Raw genomic sequence first — 24,549 nt, 5'->3', positions numbered from 1 at the left:
GTTTAAAAATTATTAAGTTTTTGTTCTCGACGAAGATTTACGAATGTGTAATTCTGGTGCCAGAACTACTTTTTTCTCGATTTTGATAGTATCTGTTTTATCTACTTGTTCGAGGAAAACACGGGCAGACATTTTTCCCATTTCTAGCGGAGACTGATCTACAGAAGTTATAGATAATTCCATGAATTTGGTAAAAGGTTCGTTACTGAAACCTGCTACGCAAAATTGTTTCGGAATACTGATATTTCTTTCTTTTAATTCCTGAATGGCACCCAAAGCGGCAAAATCACTCGACGAAAAGATAGCATCTGGCGGAGTATCTAATTGTAATAAAATATCAACAGCTTCTTTTCCGGCTTCGACACTACTTTTGGAACGAATTACATATTTTTCATTGAATGTCATTCCGTTATCTAGCAAAGCTTGCTTGTAACCTAAAAAACGATTTTTGAAAATATCAAGTGACTGATCTCCTGATAAATGCGCAATACATCTACAGCCTTCATTTATCAAATGTTTTGTAGCAATATAACCGCCTTTGAAGTCATTGATGGTTACAGAACTAACACCTTCAATGTGTCTGCTTCGGTCAAAAAAGATCAAAGGAACATTTTTTTCCAGCACATTATGAAAAGCTTTGTCATTGTCAGGAGTAACATCGGTTACCGACATTAATATACCATCTACCTGAGCATCTATTAAGGTATAAAGATTTTCGTTTTCTCTTTTAGGATCTTCATGAGTCTGGCAGATGATTACCTGATAACCGTGTGGCTGAAGTTCTTCTTCAATTCCACGGATTACCGAAGCAAAAAAGTTACTATCAATACGAGGAACAATAACACCTATATTATTACTTCGGCCACTTTTTAATGCTAAAGCCAGTTTGTTTTGCTTATAGTTCATTGACTCAGCGGTTTTAATAACCAGCTCACGTGTGCTTTCTTTTATTTTTGGATTATTGTTTAAAGCTCTTGAAACTGTTGCAGCCGTGATATTGAGCTTTTTGGCAATGTCATAAATGGTTATTTTTTCGCTCATTCGAAAAATTGGTTTTGATTGTTTGTTGACAAAAATACATCTTTTTTATATAATTCAATATAAATTGTTATCGATTACCTTAATTTTAAACTACAACGTTTTATATTTTATAAATATAATAAATTATGGCTTTTTTTACATTAAGTGTAATTATATTTGGTAATAAAAATTAAATATATAATTTTTTTCTAAATTAATTTGGTGTATTCAAACTATTTTTTTACTTTCGTGTAATCGATTACATAAAAGTTGATATTCTAATTCAAAAACAAGTTAATACTACGCAAATGATTATAGATAAGTACATAACGTTAAAACCTATTGCTATTTTAAGTGCAATTGGAATGTTGGTTTTATCTTGTGGAAAACAAGTTTCTGGTGCTTCTGAAGCAAATCCGTGGAAAAAAATGGAATTAATTGTAAAAAGCATTCCTGAAACTCAGTTTTTAAATAAAAATTATAATATAAAGGACTATGGAGCGATTGCAGATGGAAAAACTTTAAACACAGCTGCTTTTGCAAAAGCAATAAAAGCCTGTGCAGAAAATGGAGGTGGAAAAGTAATAGTTCCTGATGGAAAATTTTTAACAGGACCTATACATTTAGAAAGTAATGTGAATTTACATTTAGCTGACAAAGCTGAAATTCTTTTTTCTACCGATTCAAAATTATATCCTTTAGTACATACTTCTTTTGAAGGAACAGAAGTAATGAATTATTCTCCTCTTATATATGCTAAAAATAAAACCAATGTTGCCATTACCGGAAAAGGAATTTTAAACGGTCAGGCAAATAAAGAAAATTGGTGGCCTTGGTGCGGTAGTAAAAACTATGGCTGGGAAAAAGGAAACCCGTCTCAGATGGATAAGCTCAATAGAGATCGTTTAGTCGAAATGGGCGAAATAGGAACTCCGGTTGTCGAAAGAGTTTTTGGTGAGGGCCATTATTTACGTCCCAATTTCGTTGAATTCTTTGAGTGTAACACTGTTTTGATAAAAGAGGTCACGATTATTAATGCGCCTTTCTGGGTTTTACATCCTATAAAATCGAACAATGTTATTGTTGATGGTGTTACAGTTAACAGTCACGGTCCTAACAATGACGGCTGTGATCCTGAATATTCGCAAAATGTGATTATAAAGAATTGCACCTTTAATACAGGTGACGATTGTATTGCCATAAAATCGGGCAGAGATGCTGATGGAAGACGAGTGGGGATTCCGAGTAAAAACATCATTGTTCAAAATTGCAAAATGATCGATGGGCACGGAGGTGTTGTGATGGGAAGCGAAATTTCGGCAGGTGTCAATAATGTTTTTGTTGAAAATTGTGTTATGGACAGCCCCAATCTTGACAGGGCAATCCGCATCAAAACAAATTCTAAACGCGGCGGAACTACAGAAGATATTTATGTTCGAAATCTTAAAGTTGGAACTGTAAAAGAATGTGTCCTGAAACTTAACATGTTTTATGATGTTTATGGTGCTCAGGCGGGAAATTTTATACCCACCATCAGAAACGTATATCTTGAAAATATTACTGTTCAAAACGGAGGGAAATTTGGCGTCTTAGCCCTTGGTTACAAAGAATCTCCCATAACCAACATTACACTTAAAAATGTGGTAATTCAAAAAGTGGACTCGGTGTATTCCCTTAAAAATGTAAAAGACATAAAATTTATAAATACCTATATCAATGACAAAAAAATAGAATCGATTCAAAATTAAAAACTAAAACTATCATTTAACCAAACCATTAAAAACAAACTATGAACATTAAACAACTATTAAAGAAAAAAACAAAATACAATCTTGTATTTTTATTTTTCCTGAACTTCCTGTTGGGCAATACAATGTATGCGCAATCGACTGCAATAGAAGGGAAAATTACGGATGTGACTGGTCTTTCGTTACCAGGTGTGAATATTCTTGAAAAAGGAACTAAAAACGGAACTTCGACTGATTTCGAAGGAAGCTTTAAAATAAATGTATCAAGTAGCAAAGCCATTTTAGTAATTAGCTATTTGGGTTTTCAGACACAAGAAGTAAGTGTAGCAGGAAAATCGAAAGTAAATGTTACGCTTTCTGAAGCTTCAAATGCACTTAACGAGGTGGTAGTAGTAGGATATGGTACAGTTAAGAAAAGCGATTTGACAGGAGCTGTGAGTACTATTAGTTCTGCAACAATTACAGAAAGAAACGTTTTAAGCCCATTAGAAGCAATTCAGGGAAGTACGCCAGGGGTTCAGATTAGTTCTTCTTCTGGACGTTCGGGTGATGGATTTAATGTGGTAATTAGAGGAAACAATTCCTTACAGGAAGGTTCTGGTCCGTTATACGTTGTAGATGGAGTTCCAACAGACGGAATCGACTTTTTGAATCCACAGGATATTGCCAGAATGGATGTCTTAAAAGATGCCTCTTCAGCAGCTATTTACGGATCAAGAGGAGCAAGTGGTGTTATCATCATTACTACTAAAAGTGGTTCTTCGGCAAAATCTGGTATTAATGTTTCATTAGAAACTTCTTATGGTACAAAAACAGCAGCAAGATTACCGGAAATGATGTCGGGTGCAGAATGGTGGAAATTTCATCAGGTGGCTTATATGAGTGCTACGCCTTTAACTCAGACTCCGGCTCAATTGGCAACTTTGGCTGGAAATCAAAGTCCATTATTAGTATCAAGAGCCAATGCAGGTTATAGCTATGATTGGTATGATGCAGTATTGAAACCAGGGATGACTCAAAATAATTATGTAAATATTTCAGGACGTTCAGATTCTGGTTTGAGTTACAATTTAGGCTTTGGTATTCAAAGCGATGAGGGACTAATCGAAAATGACGCAACAGATAAATATACCTTTAAATTAGGTTTGAATCATAAAATAAATGATAAATTTTCTACTGGTGCTAATATTACAGTTGCACGTGTTGAATCCCAATTAGGTAGTGATTTAGCTATGCAGGAAGCTTTCAGGTTAAGTCCATTAATGTCACCTTGGGCTGTAGATGCTAATGGTAATGAATTAATTGGTCAGGAGTTTTTCTTACCTGGAAAATTAACCTATCCTGATGGTTCCTGGGCTGTAAACAAAACAAGTAGTGTGAACCCGTTGGTTGAAATTGCAAATTCATCTCAAACCGAAAAAAGCTGGCAAACTGTTGGAAATGTATTTTTTCAATATCAGCCTTTAAAATGGTTATCATTGAAAACTACTTTTGCTGCAGGAATTGTAAATCAGGTTAATGGAACAGCTTATGGAGCTCTATCGAACGAAGGTGTTAAATTAAATAACAAAAATTCTTCTTCATTAGAAAATTATGATAATTTCAATTATACCTGGGATAATCAAATCGATTTGAAACATTCTTTTGATGGCGGACACGATGTAAGCGCTTTGTTGCTACAAAGTTTGTACTCTAATACAGACGAATCATCTTATTTGTACTCTACCACACAACCTTTTGATACGGGTGTAGATAATATTGGTTCTGGTGTTCAGTCAAGTTATAATGTAAGATCATCATTTGCTAGAAATACTTTAAGTTCTTATGCAGTACGTGTAAATTATGCTTTCAGAGACAAATATTTATTGACAGCTTCGAACAGATGGGATGGAGCTTCTGTATTGGCTGAAGGTGTTAAATGGGAAAGTTTTCCTTCGTTAGCATTAGGATGGAAAATTAGTAAAGAGGCATTTTTAGATAGCAACGAAACCGTTTCTGACTTAAAATTAAGAGCAAGTATTGGTTATACAGGTAATAATAATGTACAGCCTTACACTTCACAAGCCTTATTAGATCGACAAACATTTTACGCTAATGGTAGTACAGTAGTACCAGGATGGAGATCAGGTACTCTTGCTAATCAAAGTTTAACCTGGGAAAAAACGAGAGAGTTCAACGTAGGTCTTGATTTTGGATTTTTAAGAAACAGAATTACAGGTAGTGTAGATGTTTATGACAGATTATCTGATAAATTGATTTATGAGCAGGAATTGCCTCTTGAATCAGGTTGGGATAGAACAATTTCAAACGTAGGTTCTGTGAGTAATAAAGGAGTTGAAGTTTTATTGACTACTAAAAATATTAAATCAAACAATGTTACCTGGGAAACGACTTTTACCTTTACTAAAAACGTAAATAAATTAGAGTCAATTTACGGTCAGGATAAAGTAAGTGATATAGGTAATACCTTGATCTTAGGTTCTGAATTAAGACCAAATTACAATTATGTGTTTGATGGTGTTTGGCAGGAAAGTCAGGCAGCAGAAGCGGCTTCGTACGGTCAGGCTCCAGGACAGGCAAAACCAAAGGATTTAAACGGAGATGGTAAATTTAACCAGGATGACAGAACAGTAATTGGGAATGCAAATCCAGATTGGCAGGGAAGTTTATACTCCAGATTGACAGTGGGTCAGTTCGATTTTAACTTTTCAGTGCTAACAAGTCAGGGACAAACTGTTTTAAGTAGTTTTCATGATAACTTTGCTGACGTGACAGATAGAGGTCGTCAGAAAATTAAAATGGATTATTTTATCCCAACAAATGGTACGGGTATAGAGGCAAATGCTTCTAATTCTAATCCACGTCCAGGGCCAGCAGGTTTAGGTGCAGGCACGTTCTGGGGTTCTAATTTTGCTTTTTACAGAGATGTTTCTTATGTAAAAATTAAAAATATTTCACTTGGATACACTTTGAAATCTGATTTACTTAAAAAATTAAAAATGAGTAACTTCAGAATCTATGTAAACGTTTTAGATCCATTTGTATTTACTGATTTTGACGGATACGACCCAGAATGGGCAGGTTCTTCTTTTGGTGTAAACCGTCCAGCATCTATTACGACCCAATTGGGATTAAGTGTTAAATTTTAATAAAAAGATCTAATGAAAAAAATAATATTAATTTTAGGAATAATTGTTACTGCTTTTAGTTCATGTAGTGATTATATCGAAGAAGATAGCCGTTCTGCAGTTCCAGCAGATGAAACCTATAAGACGGCATCAGGTTTTCAATTATTAGTTAATACAAATTATGCCTGGCTAAAAGGTATTTACGGTGGTGCACCCTGGATTTTTGAATCAGGGACAGATATGTATGCTGAAGGAAGAACTCCTGAGCCAGCGGGTTTAAGTCAATATTCTCAGTTAGTTCCTTCTTCTTCAGAAATTGGACCTTTGTATAAATCTTGTTACGAGCTAATACAATCTGTAAATAAAACGGTATATTACTCAACCGTTACAGAGCAAAATGCAAATGTTAGCGTTTTGGTTGGTGAAGCTAAATTTTTGAGAGCTAGTGCTTACTTTTTATTAGTGCAAAATTACGGAGGTGTGCCAATAGTTAACGAACATGTAACAAGTCCTATTTTATCTTTTACAAGAAATTCTGCCGAAGAAGTTTACAATCAGATTATTGCTGATTTAGATGAAGCATTAGCCAATGTTGGAACAGATGCTTACGCTACAAGCGGAAAAGTAAACAAAAGAGCTGTAAACGATTTGTTAGCAAAAGTATATTTAACCAGAGGGTACGAAACTTTTGGTACTGCTGCCGATTTTACTAAAGCTGCTTCTTATGCTGATGCCGCTATCGCAGGACAGGGATTAAATATTGCTTTCGATCAATTATTCAAACCAGGAAACGATTTGAATGCAGAGACTATTTTCTCTGTTCAATATGATAAAAATTCAACAAGTACTGATCCTCAAAATTTAGGTAACAATCAATTTTATTATTTCAGTTCTTATTTAGGTGGTAGCGAAACTAAAGGTGGTTCGCCATTAAGAAGTTATAATTTATTGCCTACAGGTTATGCTTTAGGTTTATATGAAAAAGGAGATAAAAGATGGGAAGCTACTTTTATGACCGAGATATACGCAAATTATTATGACTTTTTTAGAGTTGCTGATAAAACCAACTTAAAAATTAAAGATTTTTATGAGCCTAAATGGTTTACACCAGCAGACAGATTAGCTTGGGAAACAGCAAACGAATCAAGAAAATCAACAGATTTCGAGTATCATCCTTGGGGAGAATATGCTGCAGAATATACATTGATTAAAAACTTTGATTATACAACTATTCCAGTTAAGAAATTCGATGATCCGGACCCAACTACTCCTACAAGTACAGGAAATGTAAGTACAAGAGATATTATTTTGGCAAGGCTGGGAGAGACCTATTTAGTAGCTGCTGAGGCCTATCTAAAAGCTGGAAATCCAACAACTGGTTTAGCTCGTTTAAACGAAGTTAGAAAAAGAGCTGGAGTTGCAAATGCTACCGCAGCACAGTTTAATATTGATTATATTCTTGACGAAAGAGGTAGAGAATTATTAGGAGAGTACAAACGTTGGGCCGATTTGAAACGTACAGGAACTCTTGTAGCAAGAGCTTCTGCTCATAATTATAAAATTGAAGAGGCTAATTTTGTTGGTGTAGATGGGGCTCTTAAAATTTTAAGACCAATACCACAATCAGCATTAGATTTAAATCAAAATAAAGATTTTCCTCAAAATCCTGGATATTAATTAGTGAGTAAAGTTTTTTAAGAAGTGTTTTTTTGAGTTAGTTAAAAAGGAGTTTGAAAGTATTTTTCAAACTCCTTTCTTAACTAAAATTAGTTCGCTGCAAATGAAAAAATTGTTTTTAATTGTGCTGCTCGTTTTTACAAATGCTTTTTTTGCTCAAAGCAATTTTAGCATAGATACTTCTTATACAGAAAAAAACGTTTATACTAAATTAATCACTAAATATCCTTTTATAACAATTGCCCAAAAGCAAAATGATAAAGCGATTACGCAGATTAATGATATAATTTACAGTCAAAATCAAAATAGAGCTTTACATTTAGATGCTTTTTTTAATAAAAATAAAAAAACAAATCCAGCCGTTATCCTCATTCATGGTGGTGGATGGCGATCAGGAAATAAAAAGCAGATGCACATTCTGGCGGAACAAATAGCACTGAAAGGCTATTCTTGTTTTCCAGTTGAATACAAATTATCATTAGAAGCAAAATATCCTGAAGGAGTTATAGATGTAAAAAATGCTATTAAATTTATAAAAGATAATGCCGAGAAGTTCTATGTAGATCCAGACAAAATTGCCGTTTTAGGATGTTCTTCGGGAGGTCAAATGGCAGCTTTGATTGGTACAACAAATGAAAATCCGGATTTTGAAGAGGTTACTTTCAAAAGTAAATCAACTTCAAAAGTACAGGCAATTATCAATATAGATGGAATTTTAGCTTTTAAACATCCCGAATCATCTGAAGGCAAAATGGCTGCATTCTGGCTCAATGGTTCTTACGAAGAAAAACCGGAAATCTGGAAATCTGCTTCGGCTTTGAACCATACAGATAAAAATACGCCACCTGTGCTTTTTATAAACAGTAGCATCAAAAGATTTCATGCAGGGCGCGATGATATGATTACGATTTTAAATCAAAATAAAATCTACAATGAGGTACATACTATTAAAGATTCGTCACATTCTTTTTGGTTTTTTCAGCCTTGGTTACATGAAACTGTTCTTTACACCACAGGTTTTTTAGATAAAATTTTTAAAATAAATTAAAATGAAAACAAAAATTAAAATTGCATCCTTATTTTTATTAGGTTTTACAGCTGTCAATGCTCAAAAATATGATATAAAAACGGCAAAAACATACGCAGAAATTTCAGTAAAAACGGATGGAAAATGGGAGAATCGCAAATACATCGGAGGAACCACTTTTAACAATGTAGAGCAGTTAAAACTGGCTCCTGAACACACGGATCATTCGTTTGATATTCGCTACGAAGGGCCGGGCTGGGAGAACAACCGCATTGGATACCGATTATATTTAGACTGGAGAAATGCTATTGATATTTTCGGAAAGAAAACTTCGGCGATTGTTTTGCCAAAAGTTGGTCAGGATAATTTCGATTCGTATCACGAAATGAGCGATTGGGGTGCAGATATTTTAAAAGCAGGAAAAGGAATCGGAATCGGATCAATCGATCGTTATCTTAATAATGAAAAACTGCATTTTTACGAAGTAGATTCTACGATTGCAAAAGTTGAAAATTCGACCAAAGAATCAAAAGTAAAAATTAATTATTTTGGATGGAAAACAGCTTCGGATAAAATCGATTTTACTTCTGAATTAACAATCAAACCGGACGATCTATATACCAAACATACAATTCAGGCTTCAAAAGAAATAAGCGGGATTTGTACGGGTATCGTAAAACAAAAAAACACCGAATTATTTAAAAAGGAAAGTAAAAATAAAAAATGGGCTTATCTGGCAACTTACGGTACACAATCTCTTGTGCCGGATAAATTAGGAATGGCAATTTTTTATGAAGTAAGTTCGGTTGAGAATGTTGCCGATACTGATTTAGATTATTTAATCGTTTTTAAACCAAGTACAAAATCAAATTCTTTTTATCTTTTAGGTGCCTGGGAACAGGAAAAAGACGGAATAAAATCGCAGGAAGATTTTGTTAAATATTTAGACCAAAAATTAGAAGTACTGAACAAAAAAGGAAAAATGTAATTTTATATTTATGGCTAATTATACTATAAAGTTACGATATTGGATTGTTGTTTTATCGATTGGTTTTGCAATATTAATGAGTTTTCAGGGATTTTCTCAGGAAAAGGCAAAGAATGAAATCATCATTCATAAAGACTTAAAATGGTCGGAGCGAATGGCACTTTCTATTATAAAAAGAGCTCCTCAGGCCCGTCAAATTGACAATAACGAAAAACCCAAATGGGATTATAAACTGGGTTTAGTGATGACTTCTTTCGAGAATTTATACAAAAAAACAAACAACCCTATTTATGCAGCTTATATCAAAGAGTATGCTGAAACGGTTATTAATGATTCTGGGGAAATCCTGAATTATAAATTAGAAGATTACAACATAGACAATATTAATGCGGGAAAAATGCTTTTCGATTTGTATTCCAAAACAAATGATAAAAGGTATCTGACAGCCATTAAAACGTTAAGAAAGCAGTTAGAAACACATCCCAGAACCCATTCAGGAGGATTTTGGCATAAAAAAATATATCCGTACCAAATGTGGCTCGACGGTTTGTATATGGGAACGCCATTTTATGCACGTTATACGGTAGAATTTGATGGAGGAAAAGATTTGAATGATATTGCGCTTCAATTCGAACAGGTTCAAAAACATACGATTGATAAAAAAACGGGATTGCTTTTTCACGCCTGGGACGAAAGCAAACAAATGCCCTGGGCTAATAAAGAAACGGGTACTTCACCAAACTTTTGGTCGCGTTCTATTGGTTGGTATATGATGGCTTTGGTCGATGATTTGGATTATTTTCCAAAGAATCATCCAAAAAGAAAAGAGCTGATTCAATACCTGAATGAAATTTCAGAAGCGGTTGCCAAATTTCAGGATCCATCAGGTTTGTGGTATCAGGTTACAGATACCGGATCAAAAGAAGGTAATTATTTAGAAGCTTCTGGTTCGGCAATGTTTGTTTATGCTTTTGCAAAAGGGGTTAATAAAGGCTATTTGCCTTCTAAATACAAAAAACTGGCTGAGAAAGGTTTTGATGGGATAACTCAAAAACTAATTACCGTAGATCCTGACGGCGAAATACACATCACACAAGTCTGTGCCAGTGCCGGATTAGGAGGAAATCCTTATCGTGATGGTTCGTATGAATATTATATCAATGAAAAAATAAAAACTGATAATTCTCACGGACTTGGGCCATTTATTCTGGCCGCAGTAGAATTAGACAAATAGAAATTTAAAATTACATTTAATATGAAAAATAATAAACAGCAATCGTTTATATCCGTAATAGTAATGTGTTTCATGGTTTTTACAAGTTGTAAAATGGTCTCACAAGAACCTGCCAATAAAGAAATAATCATTTCTAAAAATGCCAAATGGTCAGATAAAATGGCTTTAACATTGATGAAAAGACATGAGAAATCCTATATGATCGACGATTCTAAAGCACCAAAATGGGATTATGTTCACGGCCTGGTTTTGCATGCGATTGAAGAATTAAATAAAGTAAATCCAGATCCAAGATATGTCGCTTATGTTAGGGATTATGTAGATACTTTGGTTCAGGAAGACGGAACTATAAAAACCTACGAATTAGACAAATACAATATCGATATGGTGGTTGCCGGCCGATTGTTGTTTGCGATTTACGAAACATCCAAAGAAGAGAAATACCTAAAAGCACTACAGTTGTTACGCAAGCAATTAACAGAACAGCCCCGAACCAATAGTGGTGGTTTCTGGCACAAACAAATTTACCCAAACCAAATGTGGTTAGACGGTTTGTACATGGGCGAACCCTTTTATGCACAATACACGGTTACTTTTGAAGATGGAAAAAATCTGGTTGATGTTGCCAAACAGTTTGAACAAATTCAGTTGCATGCAACAGATCCAAAAACAGGTTTATTGTACCACGGCTGGGACGAAAGCAAAGCGATGCCCTGGGCAGATAAAGTAACGGGTAATTCTCCAAACTTCTGGTCAAGAGCGTTAGGATGGTATGCCATGGCACTTGTAGATGCTTTGGATTACTTCCCGAAAGACCATCCAAAGCAAAAAGAACTGGTTAAATATCTAAATAATGTTTCGGAGGCACTTGCCAAATATCAGGACAAATCAGGACTTTGGTATCAGGTTACTGACAAAGGCGGTAAAGAAGGAAATTATCTGGAAGCATCAGGTTCTTCTATGTTTGCTTATGCTTTTGCAAAAGGTGCGAATAAAGGTTATTTACCTTCAAAATATAAAAAATTGGCCAACAAAGCTTTTGATGGATTAACTACAAAATTGATTACAAAAGTAGATGCTGATGGCGGAATTACATTAACTCAGGCTTGCCAGGTAGCTGGTTTAGGAGGAAAGCCTTATCGTGATGGTTCATACGAATATTACGTAAACGAAAGAAAAAAAGACAATGATCCTAAGGCAACCGGACCTTTTATTTTGGCAGCTTTAGAACTAAACAGATAATTTGAAAGTAATTTTAGAATGAAATATAATAGTATTTTTCTTTTTCTATTTTTCCTGCTTGTGCAAAAGAATACTGCACAGGAGAAACCTTTTGTTTCGCAAGGCTGGGTTTCAGATAATGGAAACGGAACCTATACCAACCCAATTATCCACGCAGATTATTCGGATCCGGATGTGGTAAGGGTTGGGGATGATTTTTACATGACGGCATCGTCTTTTAACAACATTCCGGGATTACCTATTTTGCATTCTAAGGATTTAGTAAACTGGAAAATTATTGGGCATGCGCTTCCAAAACAAATTCCTGTTGAAACTTTTGATAAAGTACAGCATGGCAATGGGGTTTGGGCACCCAGCATTACGTTTCATAATAATGAATTTTATATTTATTACCCCGATCCGGATTTTGGTATTTATATGATTAAAGCCCAAAAAGCCGAAGGGCCATGGTCGGAACCGGTGATGGTAAAAGCAGGAGCGGGGCTTATTGACCCTAGTCCGTTATGGGATGATGATGGCAAAGTATATTTGGTTCACGCTTTCGCTGGAAGTCGCGCTAAGATTAAAACGTTACTGGTCGTTTGCACCATGAATGCCGAAGGAACAATTGCAAACAATGATGCTGTAATGATCATCGACGGACATGAAGACGAAGGTACTATTGAAGGCCCTAAATTCTACAAACGCAACAATTATTATTACGTTTTTGCGCCGGCTGGTGGTGTTGCAACAGGCTGGCAAACTGTAATGCGATCTAAAAATGTGTTTGGCCCTTACGAGAAAAGAAAAGTTCTTGAACAGGGAAAATCGAATATAAACGGACCACATCAGGGAGCATGGGTGCAAACGCAAACTGGCGAAGATTGGTTTATTCATTTTCAGGACAAAGGTGCTTACGGCAGAATAGCGCATCTGCAGCCTATGAAATGGCAGAATGACTGGCCAATAATGGGCGTAGATGCTGATAAAAACGGAATAGGCGAACCGGTTACGACTCATAAAAAGCCAAACGTTGGTAAAACGTATCCAATAGAAACTCCGGCAGATTCGGATGAATTTAATGCTCCAAAGTTAGGCTTACAATGGCAATGGCAGGCAAACACACAAACCAATTGGGGATTCCCGACAAGTTTAGGCTATTTCAATTTGTATTGTCTTCCACTTCCAAAAGAGGCTAAAGGAATTTTTGATTTACCCAATATGCTTTTGCAAAAATTCCCTGCTGAAGAGTTTACGGCTACCGCCAAAATGACTTTCAACTCCAGAATCAATGGTGAATCAACAGGATTGATAATCATGGGATTAGATTATAGTTGTCTGTCTTTAAAAAGTGATAACGGAAAATTATTTTTAAGCCAAAAGACAGGAACTTTTGATAATGAAATTAAAGAAACTGAAACAAAGGCTGTAGCAATTGTTAACAACACCATTTACCTTAGAGTAAAAGTGAATAAAGGTGGAATCTGTAGTTTTTTCTACAGTACAGATGACAAAAATTATCAGCCAATTGGGAATGAATTCAAATCCAAAGAAGGAAAATGGATTGGAGCCAAAATGGGCTTTTTTGCATTGAGCCCGAAAGTGACCAATGACTCTGGTAATGTTGCTATTGACTGGTTTAGAATTACAAAATAAATTTAAAAATGAAAAGGATAATTTTATTGTTATTGGTAGTTTCTTTTGGGATGAATGCCCAAAATTCCAATAAAAAAAAGGAAAATTATTTTACTGTTGCACAAGATGGTTCCGGTGATTTCACCAAAATACAGGACGCCATAAATGCTTCGCCGTCTTTTCCGTATGAAAAGGTTACCATCTTTATCAAAAGCGGAATCTATACAGAAAAAGTAAGAGTTCCCGAATGGAACACGCATTTGAATTTAATTGGAGAAAGCACAGCTAACACCATTATTACCTTTGATGATAATTTTTCTAAAATCAATTTAGGGCGAAACAGTACTTTTTATACAGCAACATTATTGGTAGAAGGCGAAGATTTTTCGGCTTCGAATCTGACTATAAAAAACACTTCTGGAGACAATGGGCAAGCGATTGCTTTATCACTTGTCGCTAATCGCGCCCTGGTTTCAAATTGTATTATTTTAGGAAATCAGGATACGTTGTATTTGTCTGGTAAAGATTCAAAACAATATTTTAAAGACTGTTATATCGAAGGGACAACCGATTTTATTTTCGGAAGTGCCACAGCTTTATTCGAAAACTGTACCATTCACAGTATCAAAAGTTCTTACATCACTGCAGCTTCAACTCCACAGGGAACCGCTTTTGGATTTGTTTTTAAAAATTGCAAACTGACAGCAAACCCTTTGGCAAGCGAAGTTTATTTAGGAAGACCATGGCGGATTTATGCCAAAACCGTTTTCATCAATTGTGAAATGGGAAAACAAATAAAACCGGAAGGCTGGGAAAACTGGTCGAAACCAGCTGCTGAGAAAAACACCTTTTATGCCGAATACAATTGCAAAGGCGAAGGTTTTCAGCCAGCCAAAAGAGTTTCCTGGTCGCATCAGCTTTCTAAAACAGAAGCCGAAAAATATTCGATAGAGAATATATTAAAAGACACTATTCCGAATTGGTATAAAAAGTAATATTAGTGTTAATAGCATTACATAAAGTTTGTCATTCCGGAGGAATCCTAGCAAACGTAAATCACCGAACGATGAGATTCCTACGGAATGACAAGATTGCGTATAAAGTTGTGCGTTTAATTTTTTTTCAACACAAAGTTTGTCATTCCGGAGGAATCTCAGCAAACGCAAATCACTGAAGGATGAGATTCCTACGGAATGACAAGATTGCGTGCAAAGTATATAACAAATTAAAACTTCCAGTTTTAGATAAAAACAAAAAATATGAATTTCAGATACCTCTTTCTTTTACTGATTTCCTGCCTCAGTTTTGCTCAGAATAATAATTTCCCAGGCGATAAAGTCAACGAAATTGTCAATAGGATTCAGTTGCCTGTTATTCCTTCGTACCAAATAAATATTGCAAAATTAGGAGCCAAAGGTGATTCCCTTACCAATAATAAAGCAATTTTTGATAAGGCGATGGCATTGTGCAAAAAGAACAAAGGCGGAACCATCATTGTTCCAAAAGGAATTTATAAAATCAACGGCCCGATTCATTTTGTGAGCAACGTTAATCTGAAGCTTGAAAAAGGTGCTAGAATTAAATTTAGTGATAATCCCGATGATTATTTACCAATGGTCTTAACCAGTTGGGAAGGTACAATGGTCTATAATTACAGTCCGTTGATTTATGCTTACGATTGCGAAAATATTGCCATTACAGGCGAAGGAACTCTTGATGGAGAAGGAGGAAAGACCTGGAAAAGCTTTAAAGCCAAAGAAAACGAGGGCAAAAACCTCAGCCGTGATATGAATCATAATAAGGTTCCGTTAGCAGACAGAAAACTTGGAAAAGGATATTTTTTGCGTCCGCAAATGATTCAGTTTTTTAAATGTAAAAACATTCTGGTCGAAAATATTCGTATCGAGGATTCTCCTTTTTGGTGTTTGCATTTATTGCAATCGCAGAGTATTACCGTTCGCGGAATTAGTTATAAATCATTAAATCATAACAATGACGGTATTGATCCGGAATATGCCAAAGATGTTTTAATAGAAAATGTGACTTTTGATAATGGCGACGATAATGTAGCAATCAAAGCAGGACGTGACGACGAAGGAAGAGCCAATGCAGCAACGCCAAGCGAAAATATTGTCATTAGAAACTGTAATTTCAAAGGATTACACGGTGTGGTTATTGGCAGCGAAATGTCGGCGGGTGTACAAAATGTTTTTGTCGAAAATTGTAAAACAGGAGGCTATCTCAAAAGAGGAATCTACCTGAAAACCAATGCCGACAGAGGTGGCTTTATAAAAAATATTTTTGTTCGGAATATACAATTAGGCGAAGTCGAGGATTGTATTTACATCACCGCTAATTATCATGGCGAAGGCAAAGGACATCAGTCTCAAATTGAAAATATTTCTTTTTCGAATATTACGTGTAACAAAGCATCAGCTGCCGGAATTGTGATTCAGGGATTCCCGGATAAAAAAATCAAAAACATTTCGTTGAACAACATCGAAATCAAATGGGCAAAGAATGCTATTTCAAGCGAAAATGCAGAGAACGTTTTAATGAATGAAGTTGTTATAGGTGAAAGAGCAACAGTTCCTTCAGCGGCGAAATAAAAAGGTTTGTTATAGCTTTGTTTTGTTTCAGGTTTCAAGTTTCAAGTTTTGTGTTGAATTTAACCGCAAAGAACGCAAAGCTTTGTGAACTTAAAGAATGAAATGAATTAAAAACTTTGCTAATCTTTGCGTAAACCTTAGTGCCCTTTGCGTTAAAAAAGCTTTGCGAACTTTGCGTAAATCTTTGTGCCTTTGCGGTAAAAAAAAACATTACAAATGAAAAAATATATTTTAGTTTTCGTCTTGATTTCCTTCTTTAGCTTTGCTCAAAAAACAACGCTTTATGGTATTGGCGATTCTACTATGGCCAGTAAACAAAACCCGGATCGTAATCCTGAACACGGTTGGATGCAGGTATTACAGCCTTTTTTTAAAGATAATATCAAGGTTGAAAACAAAGCCGTTAATGGTCGCAGTACCAAAAGCTTCATCAATGAAAAACGCTGGGATTCTATTTATAATAAACTTCAAAAAGGAGATTATGTCTTTATAGAATTTGGCCACAACGACGAAAAAATAAACGATTCCACGCGATATACAAACCCAAATACTGCTTATCGGTATAACTTAATAAAGTTTGTAAAAGAGGGCAGGGAAAAGGGAGCAATACCCGTACTGCTTACTTCTATAGCAAGACGTAACTTCAACGAAAAAGGTGTTTTGGTACCTACTCACGGAGAATACCCGTTACAAGTCAGATTAGTGGCGCAGGAATACAAAGTGCCTTTTATCGATCTAGAATATCATACAGAACAACTGGAGCAAAAATACGGTCCTGAAAAGTCAAAAGAATTGCATCTGCATTTCAAAAAAGGAGAACAAGCCTATTATTCAGATGATAAGGCTGATGACACACATCTATCCAAGAAAGGTGCTACAGAAGTAGCTCAAATCGTTGTCAATCAAATTAAACTTTTGGATGATTCTTCTTTAGCTAAACTTCAAAAAGGGATAAAGTAAGTATCTTTTTCTCACTGCCAATGCTAATGTTTCCAAAGAAAACATCATTTAGGACAAAGTGGTGTAAACATTATCATTGCATAACAATAGCGTAAAGAAGGTCTGGGTTAAAATTTATAAAATTGCAAAGTGTTATTTCTATGAAAATAGGAACAACTATTCCCTAATCTTTGTATCGATTTAATAAATGAACCTATGTTTCTTAAAATAAATTCTTCCTTTACATCTATTGTTACTTCACGTGTCGTTATCTTATTACTGTTCGTCTTTAATGTTAATCTGGTCTTTTCTCAAAAGAAAAACCCTCAGGATCTTAATGGTGTTCAGGTAGCTTTTCTGTCTGATGTGCATTTGCAGGATTTATTTGGTACACTTTCAGATAGTCCGTATCGTGGCATTCTGAATCCTAAAACAGGACAATATACCTTACTGCGAACCATGGCTTCGCAATTGCATTCGACCCGAATCTTTAATGAAAATTACTTTGCTTTTATTGCTGCTTTGGAAGACATTGCCAAACGCAAAATAAAATACGTCGCGCTTCCGGGAGATTATACAGATGATGGACAGCCTCTACACGTAAGGGGACTTGAAAAGATTCTGGATCAGTACCGAAAAAAGTATGGTATTCAGTTTTTTATCACTACCGGAAACCATGATCCGGTGGGTCCTTTTGCACAGGATGCAGGTAAAGATGATTTTCTGGGAGCCGAAGGAAAAACGCAGCCACTTTATAGCAAAGCAGAAATGTATAAGCCAGACTTAACGCTGGAACAGCCTGTTGTAGTTACTTCGGATCTGGCAAAAATGGGATACCTGGGTATAACTGAGGGCCTGAAAGACTTCGGATTTTATCCTAATAAAAAATACAAATACTGGGCAACTCCTTTTACTACGTACAATCCTCAGGATTATAGTTATGCCAAAGCAGCGCAGGGTGCCTTATTAGCAAATAGAGTTTATAATGTAGCTCCGGGTTATGAAGTTCCGGATGTAAGTTATGTAGTAGAACCGGTTGAAGGGCTTTGGTTAATGGCCATTGACGGAAATGTATATATCCCGAAGAAAAATGCTTCGGCTGATGCTAAAGATTCTAAAAATTATTCTGAAGCGAGTACGGGATATAACAATGTACTATCTAACAAAAAACATTTAATCCAATGGATGCAAACCGTTGCCCAGCAAGCGAAAGAGCAAGGTAAAACGCTGATTGCTTTCAGTCATTTTCCGATGATTGATTTTAATGATGATGCTTCGGCGGAAATCAAAGAACTATTGGGACCTAATAAATGGCAGCTCAACAGAGTCCCAACCGAAGAAGTGGCTCAGGTTTTTGCAGATGCTGGACTTACCATACATTTCGGGGGACACATGCACATTAATGATACCGGAATCCGAACTACCGCTAAAGGAAACACGCTCGTTAATATTCAGACACCTTCGCTGGCAGCTTATATTCCGGCGTATAAATTACTGACTGTAAAGAAAGATAATCTGGTCGATATTCAGACCATCACGATTGATGATGTGCCGCGCTATAATGAACTCTTTGATTTGTATGAAACCGAGTATCAGTTTTTAGCAAGTCACCATAATAAAGACATCTGGAACCATGACATTCTGAAAACCAAAAACTATCATGACTTTACGGATTTCCATCTGAAAGAATTGGTACGTCTGCGCTTTTTGTCTGATGATTGGCCTGTAGCCTTTAAGGATTTTATTCTAAAGGCAAGCGGTGAAGAACTATTGCTTTTAGCAGCTATCGAATCGGATAAGGATTTTAGTGAACTGCTTCAAAACAAAGCCCTTTACACCAAAGAATATGCAGCAGCAGAAGCCAAAATAGCGAAACATGTAGCAGCTACTAACCTAAAACAGGAAGATTTTAAACGCTGGACGGGCTATGATTTTCTGGTGGACTTTTACCGTTTAAGAAGTGCCGATGAATTAGCTTTAGTTGATATTGGTACCGAAAGAACCAAACAGTACCAGCTGCTCTCCACGCTATTTTCTGAAAAAAACACCAGCGATCAGACTTCAAAAGAGAAACCTTTACAGCACCAGTTGGGTCTCTTTCTTATCATATTCAATAAATTTCTACATGAAAACCCAGCAGATCATTTTAGTTATAACCTGCAATCCGGTGCCTTGAAACGATTAGAAAGGTAAAAGCAGTGTGTTGTTTTAAACCATATAAGTAATATAAGAAATTATAAGTATATAGTGTTTGCTTTGTTTATTTTAAATCATATAAGTAACATAAGAAATTATAAGGATAGTGCTTGCTTTAGCTGAATCTATAAATGAAAGTATAAGTCAACTATAATTAAATGAACTTATATAACTTATATGGTTTAAAAAATAACTTATAGGGTTCAAAATATCAGGTATTAGACGCAAGGAAGTCACGAATCCAATAACCGGATTGTTTGATGGTTCTTTTTTGTGTTTCGAAATCTACGTGAATCAAGCCAAAGCGGGCATTATATCCTTCTGCCCATTCGAAGTTGTCTGTGAGACTCCATACAAAATAGCCTTCTACATTGTAGCCTTCATTTTTAGCTTTAAGTAATTGCTCTAAATTATCTTGTATAAAGTGCGTTCTATGTATATCATATACTTTTCCGTTGGTCACCTTATCCGGAAATGCGGCACCGTTTTCAGTAATAATAATTTTTTTGATGTTATTATAACTGCTAAACCTTTTAATCATGTGGTATAGGGCAGGAGGATAGACTTCCCATCCCATATCGGTAACGATTACGTTTCTTTTGTCGGCAGTAATCAGTTCAGCACCTATGTACGGAATCAGTACAGCGGCTTTTACAATTTCTCTGGTGTAACATTGCAGTCCAATAAAATCAAAATCAAAGCTAATATTATGTATATCCTGAGGAAGTATATAATTATTCAGTTTTTTTAGCACAGGCAAATCATCCTGAGGATATCCCAGGCCTAATATTGGCTCGATAAAAGTCCGGTTAAGCAGTGTATCAACCCGTTTTGCGGCCTGAACATCTGCTTTTTTGTCTGATGCTGGTTCGATATACGTACACGAAAAAGTAGTACCTATAGCAGCATTCGGAACTTTATCACGCAGTATTCGCGCACCCGCAACTGTGGCTAAGGTAACATGATGAATGGCTTTCAGATAATTGGTAATACCTTTTTTGCCTGGAGCATGAATTCCTAAAAAGTAACCCGCACCTGTAAATACTGATGGTTCATTGATAACCATCCAGTTTTTTACACGATCACCAAAATGCGTGGCACATATCTCGGTATAGTCTGCAAACCATTGCACACAGTCCCGGTTGGTCCAGCCGCCTTTTAGTTCGAGATCGTGTGGTAAGTCCCAATGATAAAGTGTTACCCAGGGCTCAATACCGCATTCAATCAAGAAATCAATTAGGTTGTTATAATATGCAATACCAGAGGGATTTACAGTGCCAACACCAGTAGGAAAAATACGGGACCAACTGATAGAAAACCTGAAGTTAGGAATATTCAGCTCACGCAGTAAGCCTATATCATCCTTATAGGTATTGTAAAAGTCGCAAGCGTTTAGAGCATGGTGCTCATTTTTTATTTTACCCTTTTGCGAGGTAAAAACATCCCATATCGAGGCTCCTTTGCCATCAGCATCGTGAGCACCTTCGATTTGAAAAGCAGCAGTAGAAACACCCCAAAGAAAATCTTCTCCAAATTGTTCTTTGTTCAATTGTGAGTTCTCAAATTTATTCATTTAATGAGCTTTCCTTTTATAATTATACTAATGAAGGAAAGTTGATTGCATGGCTCTTAGGAAAAGCCATTCTTTAAATGAAACCAGGAAATTAAAATTAAAGAATTTCATAACATTTAGTTTTAATCAAATTAAACAAAACTATATGAATTGAGTGTAACGTTAATGTTATCAAATGATTAAGAGTTGAAGTTGAAGCTGTAATCTATTGATATAAACCTTTGGCGTAAGCCGAAAAATAAAAGAATTTAAAATAGAGCGTTAGAAGTTTATCGCTTAGGCTAATGTTAGAATCATTATCGTAATAAATGGATTTGTTAAAGGATGAAGAATGACTTTCGCTATTTCATCACGAAGTTTTGAGGTTAAAACTTCCATGTATGAGGTTCTGAACTCCATCCGATAGGTTCCAAACCCCATGAACGAGGTTCCGAACTCCGTCAATGACGTTCTGAACTCCGTGAATGACGTTCTGAACCCCGTGAGATAGGTTCAAAGGTCCGTGTATGGGGTTCGAAGGTCCATGTATGAGGTTCGGAACCCCAAAGATGGGGTCTGGAACGTCAAAGCCGGGGTTCGGAACGTCAAAAGAGAGGTCTCGAACGTCAATGACGGGGTTTAGAACGTCAAAAGAGAGGTCTGGAACGTCAATGACGGGGTTTGGAACCTATCGAATGGACCTTTGAACCTCAAACATGGGGTTCGGAACCTCAAAAGACACGTCTGGAACGTCAAAAGATACGTTCGGAACGTCAAAAGACACGTTCGGAACGTCAAAAACGACGTCTGGAACGTCAAAAGACACGTTCGAAACGTCAAAAGACACGTTCGGAACGTCAAAAGATACGTTCAGAACGTCAAAATTGGGGTTACGTCTTCATCCCTTGAAGGGTTCTAAACCCTTCAAGGGGTATAATAAATTCAAAGACACATCTGGAACGTCAAAATTGAGGTTACATCTTCATCCCTTGAAGGGTTCTAAACCCTTCAAGGGGTATAATAAACTCCAAAGACACATCTGGAACGCCATAATTGGGGTTACATCTTCATCCCTTGAAGGGTTCTAAACCCTTCAAGGGGTATAATAAATTCAAAGACACATCTGGAACGTCAAAATTAGGGTTACGTCTTCACCCCTTGAAGGGTTCTAAACCCTTCAAGGGATATAATAAGCTCCAAAGATACGTCTGGAAAGTCAAAATTAGGTTTACATCTTCACCCCTTGAAGGGTTCTAAACCCTTCAAGGGGTACGATGTGTATCAAACGGCATTTTTGTATAAAAATTTCTGTTGCTGTATAATAATTACACACTCTTAGACCGTGCTAAATAAGCTAAAACCTTGTTTCTCAAATAAAAAACATATTGGCACGCAGCTTGCAAAATGTGTTGTTGTAGATTTTTTATATAAAAGCCAGTAACAAGCAATCAATAGTAATTCAAAGATGAAAAGCGAAACAATTAACCCAGAACAATTTTATTCTTCAAATAGTAATACCATTAGCGCAGAACATTCTCTAGGAAGTTCTCTTTTTCAGGTTCATTCTAAAACATCCAAAAAGGAAAATACCAAAACGTTTAATCCGTTAAATATTGCATTACATATCTGCACAGCTGTATTAATGCTAACGGGAGCTTTTTTGGTTTATAAATGGCAGTCAGACTTTGAGCAATTTCATTTAGACCAGATAAGTTCTGGTTGGGGACTCCCTTTTGTCATTGTTGCAACGGTATTATTCTTATTCAAGAGCAGTCTTTTTTTCTATAAACTATATCTGTATTACAATTACAAGCCAGTAGAAGCTGTTTCTGATGATTTATTACCGACCTGTACTGTCATTGTTCCTGCGTATAACGAAGGGAAACTAGTTTGGGAAACACTGCAAAGTTTGGCAGATAGTGATTACCCGGAACACAAACTGCAATTATTAGCCATTGATGACGGGAGTAAAGATGATACCTGGTATTGGATCCAACAGGCAAAGTTAAAACTAGGAGATCGTCTGGCTATTTTTCAACAGCCGGAAAACAAAGGGAAGCGTCATGCTTTGCACCGTGGATTTAAACTTGGTACAGGGGATATTTTTGTAACGGTAGATAGTGATTCTATTGTAAAAAAAGATACACTTCGAAATTTAGTAAGTCCATTTGTTAACAATGAAAAGTGTGGTGCTGTTGCCGGTAATGTACAGGTTTTAAACAACAAAGCGATACTGCCTAAAATGCTAAACGTAAGTTTTGTAATGAGTTTTGAGTTTATTCGTTCTGCCGAAAGTAAGTTAGGGTCTGTTCTATGTACACCGGGAGCTTTAGCGGCGTATCGCAGAAATGCTGTTTTTAATTGCCTGTCTGAATGGATCAATCAAAAATTTATGGGACAGCCTTCAGACATTGGAGAAGACCGTGCTATGACTAATATGATTCTGAAACAAGGATATAATGTATTGTTTCAAAGAAATGCGTATGTTTTGACTAACGTACCCGAAGCCTACAAAGGTTTGTACAAGATGTTCATCAGATGGGGAAGAAGTAATGTGCGTGAAAACATTGCCATGGCACAATATGTATTTAAGAATTTCAGAAATGAGTCTAAGTTTGGAACCCGTCTTTTATATGCAGATCAATTATTTAAGATAGCAATGTCGTACCCGTTTTTGATTTTCATGATGATTTTTGTGGTCTTGCACCCCTTATTATTTATTAGTTCAACACTATTAAGTATCTTAATCGTATCGAGTTTTTCAGTTTTCTTTTATTCTAAAAGATATAACTTCAAAGAATCATTATGGGCCTATTCATACAGTATATTTTATACCTTCAGTTTGTTTTGGATTACGCCTTACGCTATCGCAACAGCCAATAAAAGCGGCTGGCTGACACGTGGTTTGCCTCAGAAATAAAATAACTCTTTTATAAATAATAGAAACAAAGCCTGATTTGAAAAAATTAGGCTTTGTTTTTGTGGCATACTATTTTTAGCATAATAACTTCTAATTTGATGTAGTGTAGAATACAGTATGGGGTTATTAATTATATTTGTAAGGAAGATTTCAATAACAAACTATTCCATTTTATGAAAGTAAAGACTTTTAAGATAATGCTATTCTTATTCTTAGCAATCTCCATAAAGGCCTATAGCCAGCAGGTAAAATTGCTGAATATAGATCAGCTTAACGAAAGGGTTAAGCAGGGGCAGGACAGTACGTATGTGGTAAACTTCTGGGCTACCTGGTGCGCACCCTGCATTAAAGAACTGCCTCATTTTGAAAAACTGGGTCTCGAACACCAATCAGACAAGGTTGTGGTGTTGTTGGTGAGTGTTGATTTTAAATCAAAATTGAACTCGGCAGTAATTCCATTTGTCAAAAGAAAAAAAATGCAGAGCGAGGTCTTTTTACTCAATGAAAGCAGCCCGCAGGATTATATTGACCGTATCGATCCTTCGTGGTCAGGCAGTATTCCGGCTACTCTTTTTATTAAAAAAGAGAAAAGAAAGTTTATCGAAAGCGAACTTACCTATGAACAATTATTAACTGAATATAAAAAACTATAAAT

At 35.9% G+C, this 24,549-nt stretch carries 17 protein-coding genes; 14 read left to right on the top strand and 3 right to left on the bottom strand.

The window, feature by feature from the left end; all coding sequences use genetic code 11:
• Positions 1 to 12: 12 nt before the first annotated feature.
• The gene (locus GON26_RS00200) at positions 13 to 1,041 is read right to left on the bottom strand and encodes a LacI family DNA-binding transcriptional regulator (protein ID WP_160372727.1); all 1,029 of its coding nucleotides are present in this window, start codon (positions 1,039 to 1,041) and stop codon (positions 13 to 15) included.
• 287 nt (positions 1,042 to 1,328) lie between these two features.
• Between GON26_RS00200 and GON26_RS00195 the strand changes: the two genes are divergently transcribed.
• The 12 genes from GON26_RS00195 (at position 1,329) to GON26_RS00140 (ending at position 19,419) form a co-directional block, all read left to right on the top strand.
• Positions 1,329 to 2,768 carry a glycoside hydrolase family 28 protein gene (locus GON26_RS00195; protein ID WP_160372726.1) on the top strand — a complete coding sequence of 480 codons (1,440 nt, stop codon included), beginning with the start codon at positions 1,329 to 1,331 and terminating at the stop codon, positions 2,766 to 2,768.
• Between the two features lie 41 nt (positions 2,769 to 2,809).
• Complete coding sequence (locus GON26_RS00190; protein ID WP_160372725.1) at positions 2,810 to 5,917, top strand: SusC/RagA family TonB-linked outer membrane protein; 3,108 nt, start codon at positions 2,810 to 2,812, stop codon at positions 5,915 to 5,917.
• Between the two features lie 12 nt (positions 5,918 to 5,929).
• Positions 5,930 to 7,573, top strand: a complete 1,644-nt coding sequence (locus GON26_RS00185; RefSeq protein WP_160372724.1) for a RagB/SusD family nutrient uptake outer membrane protein — start codon at positions 5,930 to 5,932, stop codon at positions 7,571 to 7,573.
• Between the two features lie 103 nt (positions 7,574 to 7,676).
• Positions 7,677 to 8,621: an alpha/beta hydrolase gene (locus GON26_RS00180; RefSeq protein ID WP_160372723.1), complete on the top strand. Its 945-nt coding sequence runs from the start codon at positions 7,677 to 7,679 to the stop codon at positions 8,619 to 8,621.
• Position 8,622: 1 nt separating this feature from the next.
• Positions 8,623 to 9,588 (top strand): DUF4861 family protein, encoded by a 966-nt coding sequence (locus tag GON26_RS00175; RefSeq protein ID WP_160372722.1) that lies wholly within the window; start codon positions 8,623 to 8,625, stop codon positions 9,586 to 9,588.
• Positions 9,589 to 9,664: 76 nt separating this feature from the next.
• Positions 9,665 to 10,822 (top strand): glycoside hydrolase family 88/105 protein, encoded by a 1,158-nt coding sequence (locus tag GON26_RS00170; RefSeq protein ID WP_230407890.1) that lies wholly within the window; start codon positions 9,665 to 9,667, stop codon positions 10,820 to 10,822.
• A 21-nt stretch (positions 10,823 to 10,843) separates the two neighbouring features.
• Positions 10,844 to 12,064, top strand: a complete 1,221-nt coding sequence (locus tag GON26_RS00165) for a glycoside hydrolase family 88/105 protein (RefSeq protein WP_160372720.1) — start codon at positions 10,844 to 10,846, stop codon at positions 12,062 to 12,064.
• 18 nt (positions 12,065 to 12,082) lie between these two features.
• On the top strand, positions 12,083 to 13,699 hold the full coding sequence (locus GON26_RS00160) for a glycoside hydrolase family 43 protein (RefSeq protein ID WP_160372719.1): 1,617 nt from the start codon (positions 12,083 to 12,085) through the stop codon (positions 13,697 to 13,699).
• 8 nt (positions 13,700 to 13,707) lie between these two features.
• Positions 13,708 to 14,673 carry a pectinesterase family protein gene (locus tag GON26_RS00155; protein ID WP_160372718.1) on the top strand — a complete coding sequence of 322 codons (966 nt, stop codon included), beginning with the start codon at positions 13,708 to 13,710 and terminating at the stop codon, positions 14,671 to 14,673.
• 264 nt (positions 14,674 to 14,937) lie between these two features.
• Positions 14,938 to 16,287: a glycoside hydrolase family 28 protein gene (locus GON26_RS00150; RefSeq protein ID WP_160372717.1), complete on the top strand. Its 1,350-nt coding sequence runs from the start codon at positions 14,938 to 14,940 to the stop codon at positions 16,285 to 16,287.
• A 216-nt stretch (positions 16,288 to 16,503) separates the two neighbouring features.
• The gene (locus tag GON26_RS00145; protein ID WP_202110806.1) at positions 16,504 to 17,247 is read left to right on the top strand and encodes a rhamnogalacturonan acetylesterase; all 744 of its coding nucleotides are present in this window, start codon (positions 16,504 to 16,506) and stop codon (positions 17,245 to 17,247) included.
• A gap of 195 nt (positions 17,248 to 17,442) precedes the next feature.
• Complete coding sequence (locus GON26_RS00140) at positions 17,443 to 19,419, top strand: metallophosphoesterase family protein (protein WP_160372716.1); 1,977 nt, start codon at positions 17,443 to 17,445, stop codon at positions 19,417 to 19,419.
• A 214-nt stretch (positions 19,420 to 19,633) separates the two neighbouring features.
• On the opposite strand, the gene GON26_RS00135 is transcribed toward GON26_RS00140, so the two are convergent.
• Both GON26_RS00135 and GON26_RS00130 read right to left on the bottom strand, forming a co-directional pair.
• Positions 19,634 to 20,995, bottom strand: coding sequence for a GH1 family beta-glucosidase (locus GON26_RS00135; RefSeq protein ID WP_160372715.1), 1,362 nt, complete (start codon positions 20,993 to 20,995; stop codon positions 19,634 to 19,636).
• A gap of 349 nt (positions 20,996 to 21,344) precedes the next feature.
• Complete coding sequence (locus GON26_RS00130; RefSeq protein ID WP_160372714.1) at positions 21,345 to 21,491, bottom strand: hypothetical protein; 147 nt, start codon at positions 21,489 to 21,491, stop codon at positions 21,345 to 21,347.
• Positions 21,492 to 22,439: 948 nt separating this feature from the next.
• On the opposite strand from GON26_RS00130, the gene GON26_RS00125 reads away from it, so the two are divergent.
• Positions 22,440 to 23,894, top strand: coding sequence for a glycosyltransferase (locus GON26_RS00125; protein WP_160372713.1), 1,455 nt, complete (start codon positions 22,440 to 22,442; stop codon positions 23,892 to 23,894).
• A gap of 173 nt (positions 23,895 to 24,067) precedes the next feature.
• On the top strand, positions 24,068 to 24,547 hold the full coding sequence (locus tag GON26_RS00120; RefSeq protein WP_160372712.1) for a TlpA family protein disulfide reductase: 480 nt from the start codon (positions 24,068 to 24,070) through the stop codon (positions 24,545 to 24,547).
• Positions 24,548 to 24,549 lie beyond the last annotated feature (2 nt).

This window comes from Flavobacterium hydrocarbonoxydans, assembly GCF_009789235.1.
Lineage (GTDB): Bacteria > Bacteroidota > Bacteroidia > Flavobacteriales > Flavobacteriaceae > Flavobacterium > Flavobacterium hydrocarbonoxydans.
Note: the sequence above shows the minus strand (reverse complement) of the source record. Positions and strands in the feature narration are given on the sequence as shown.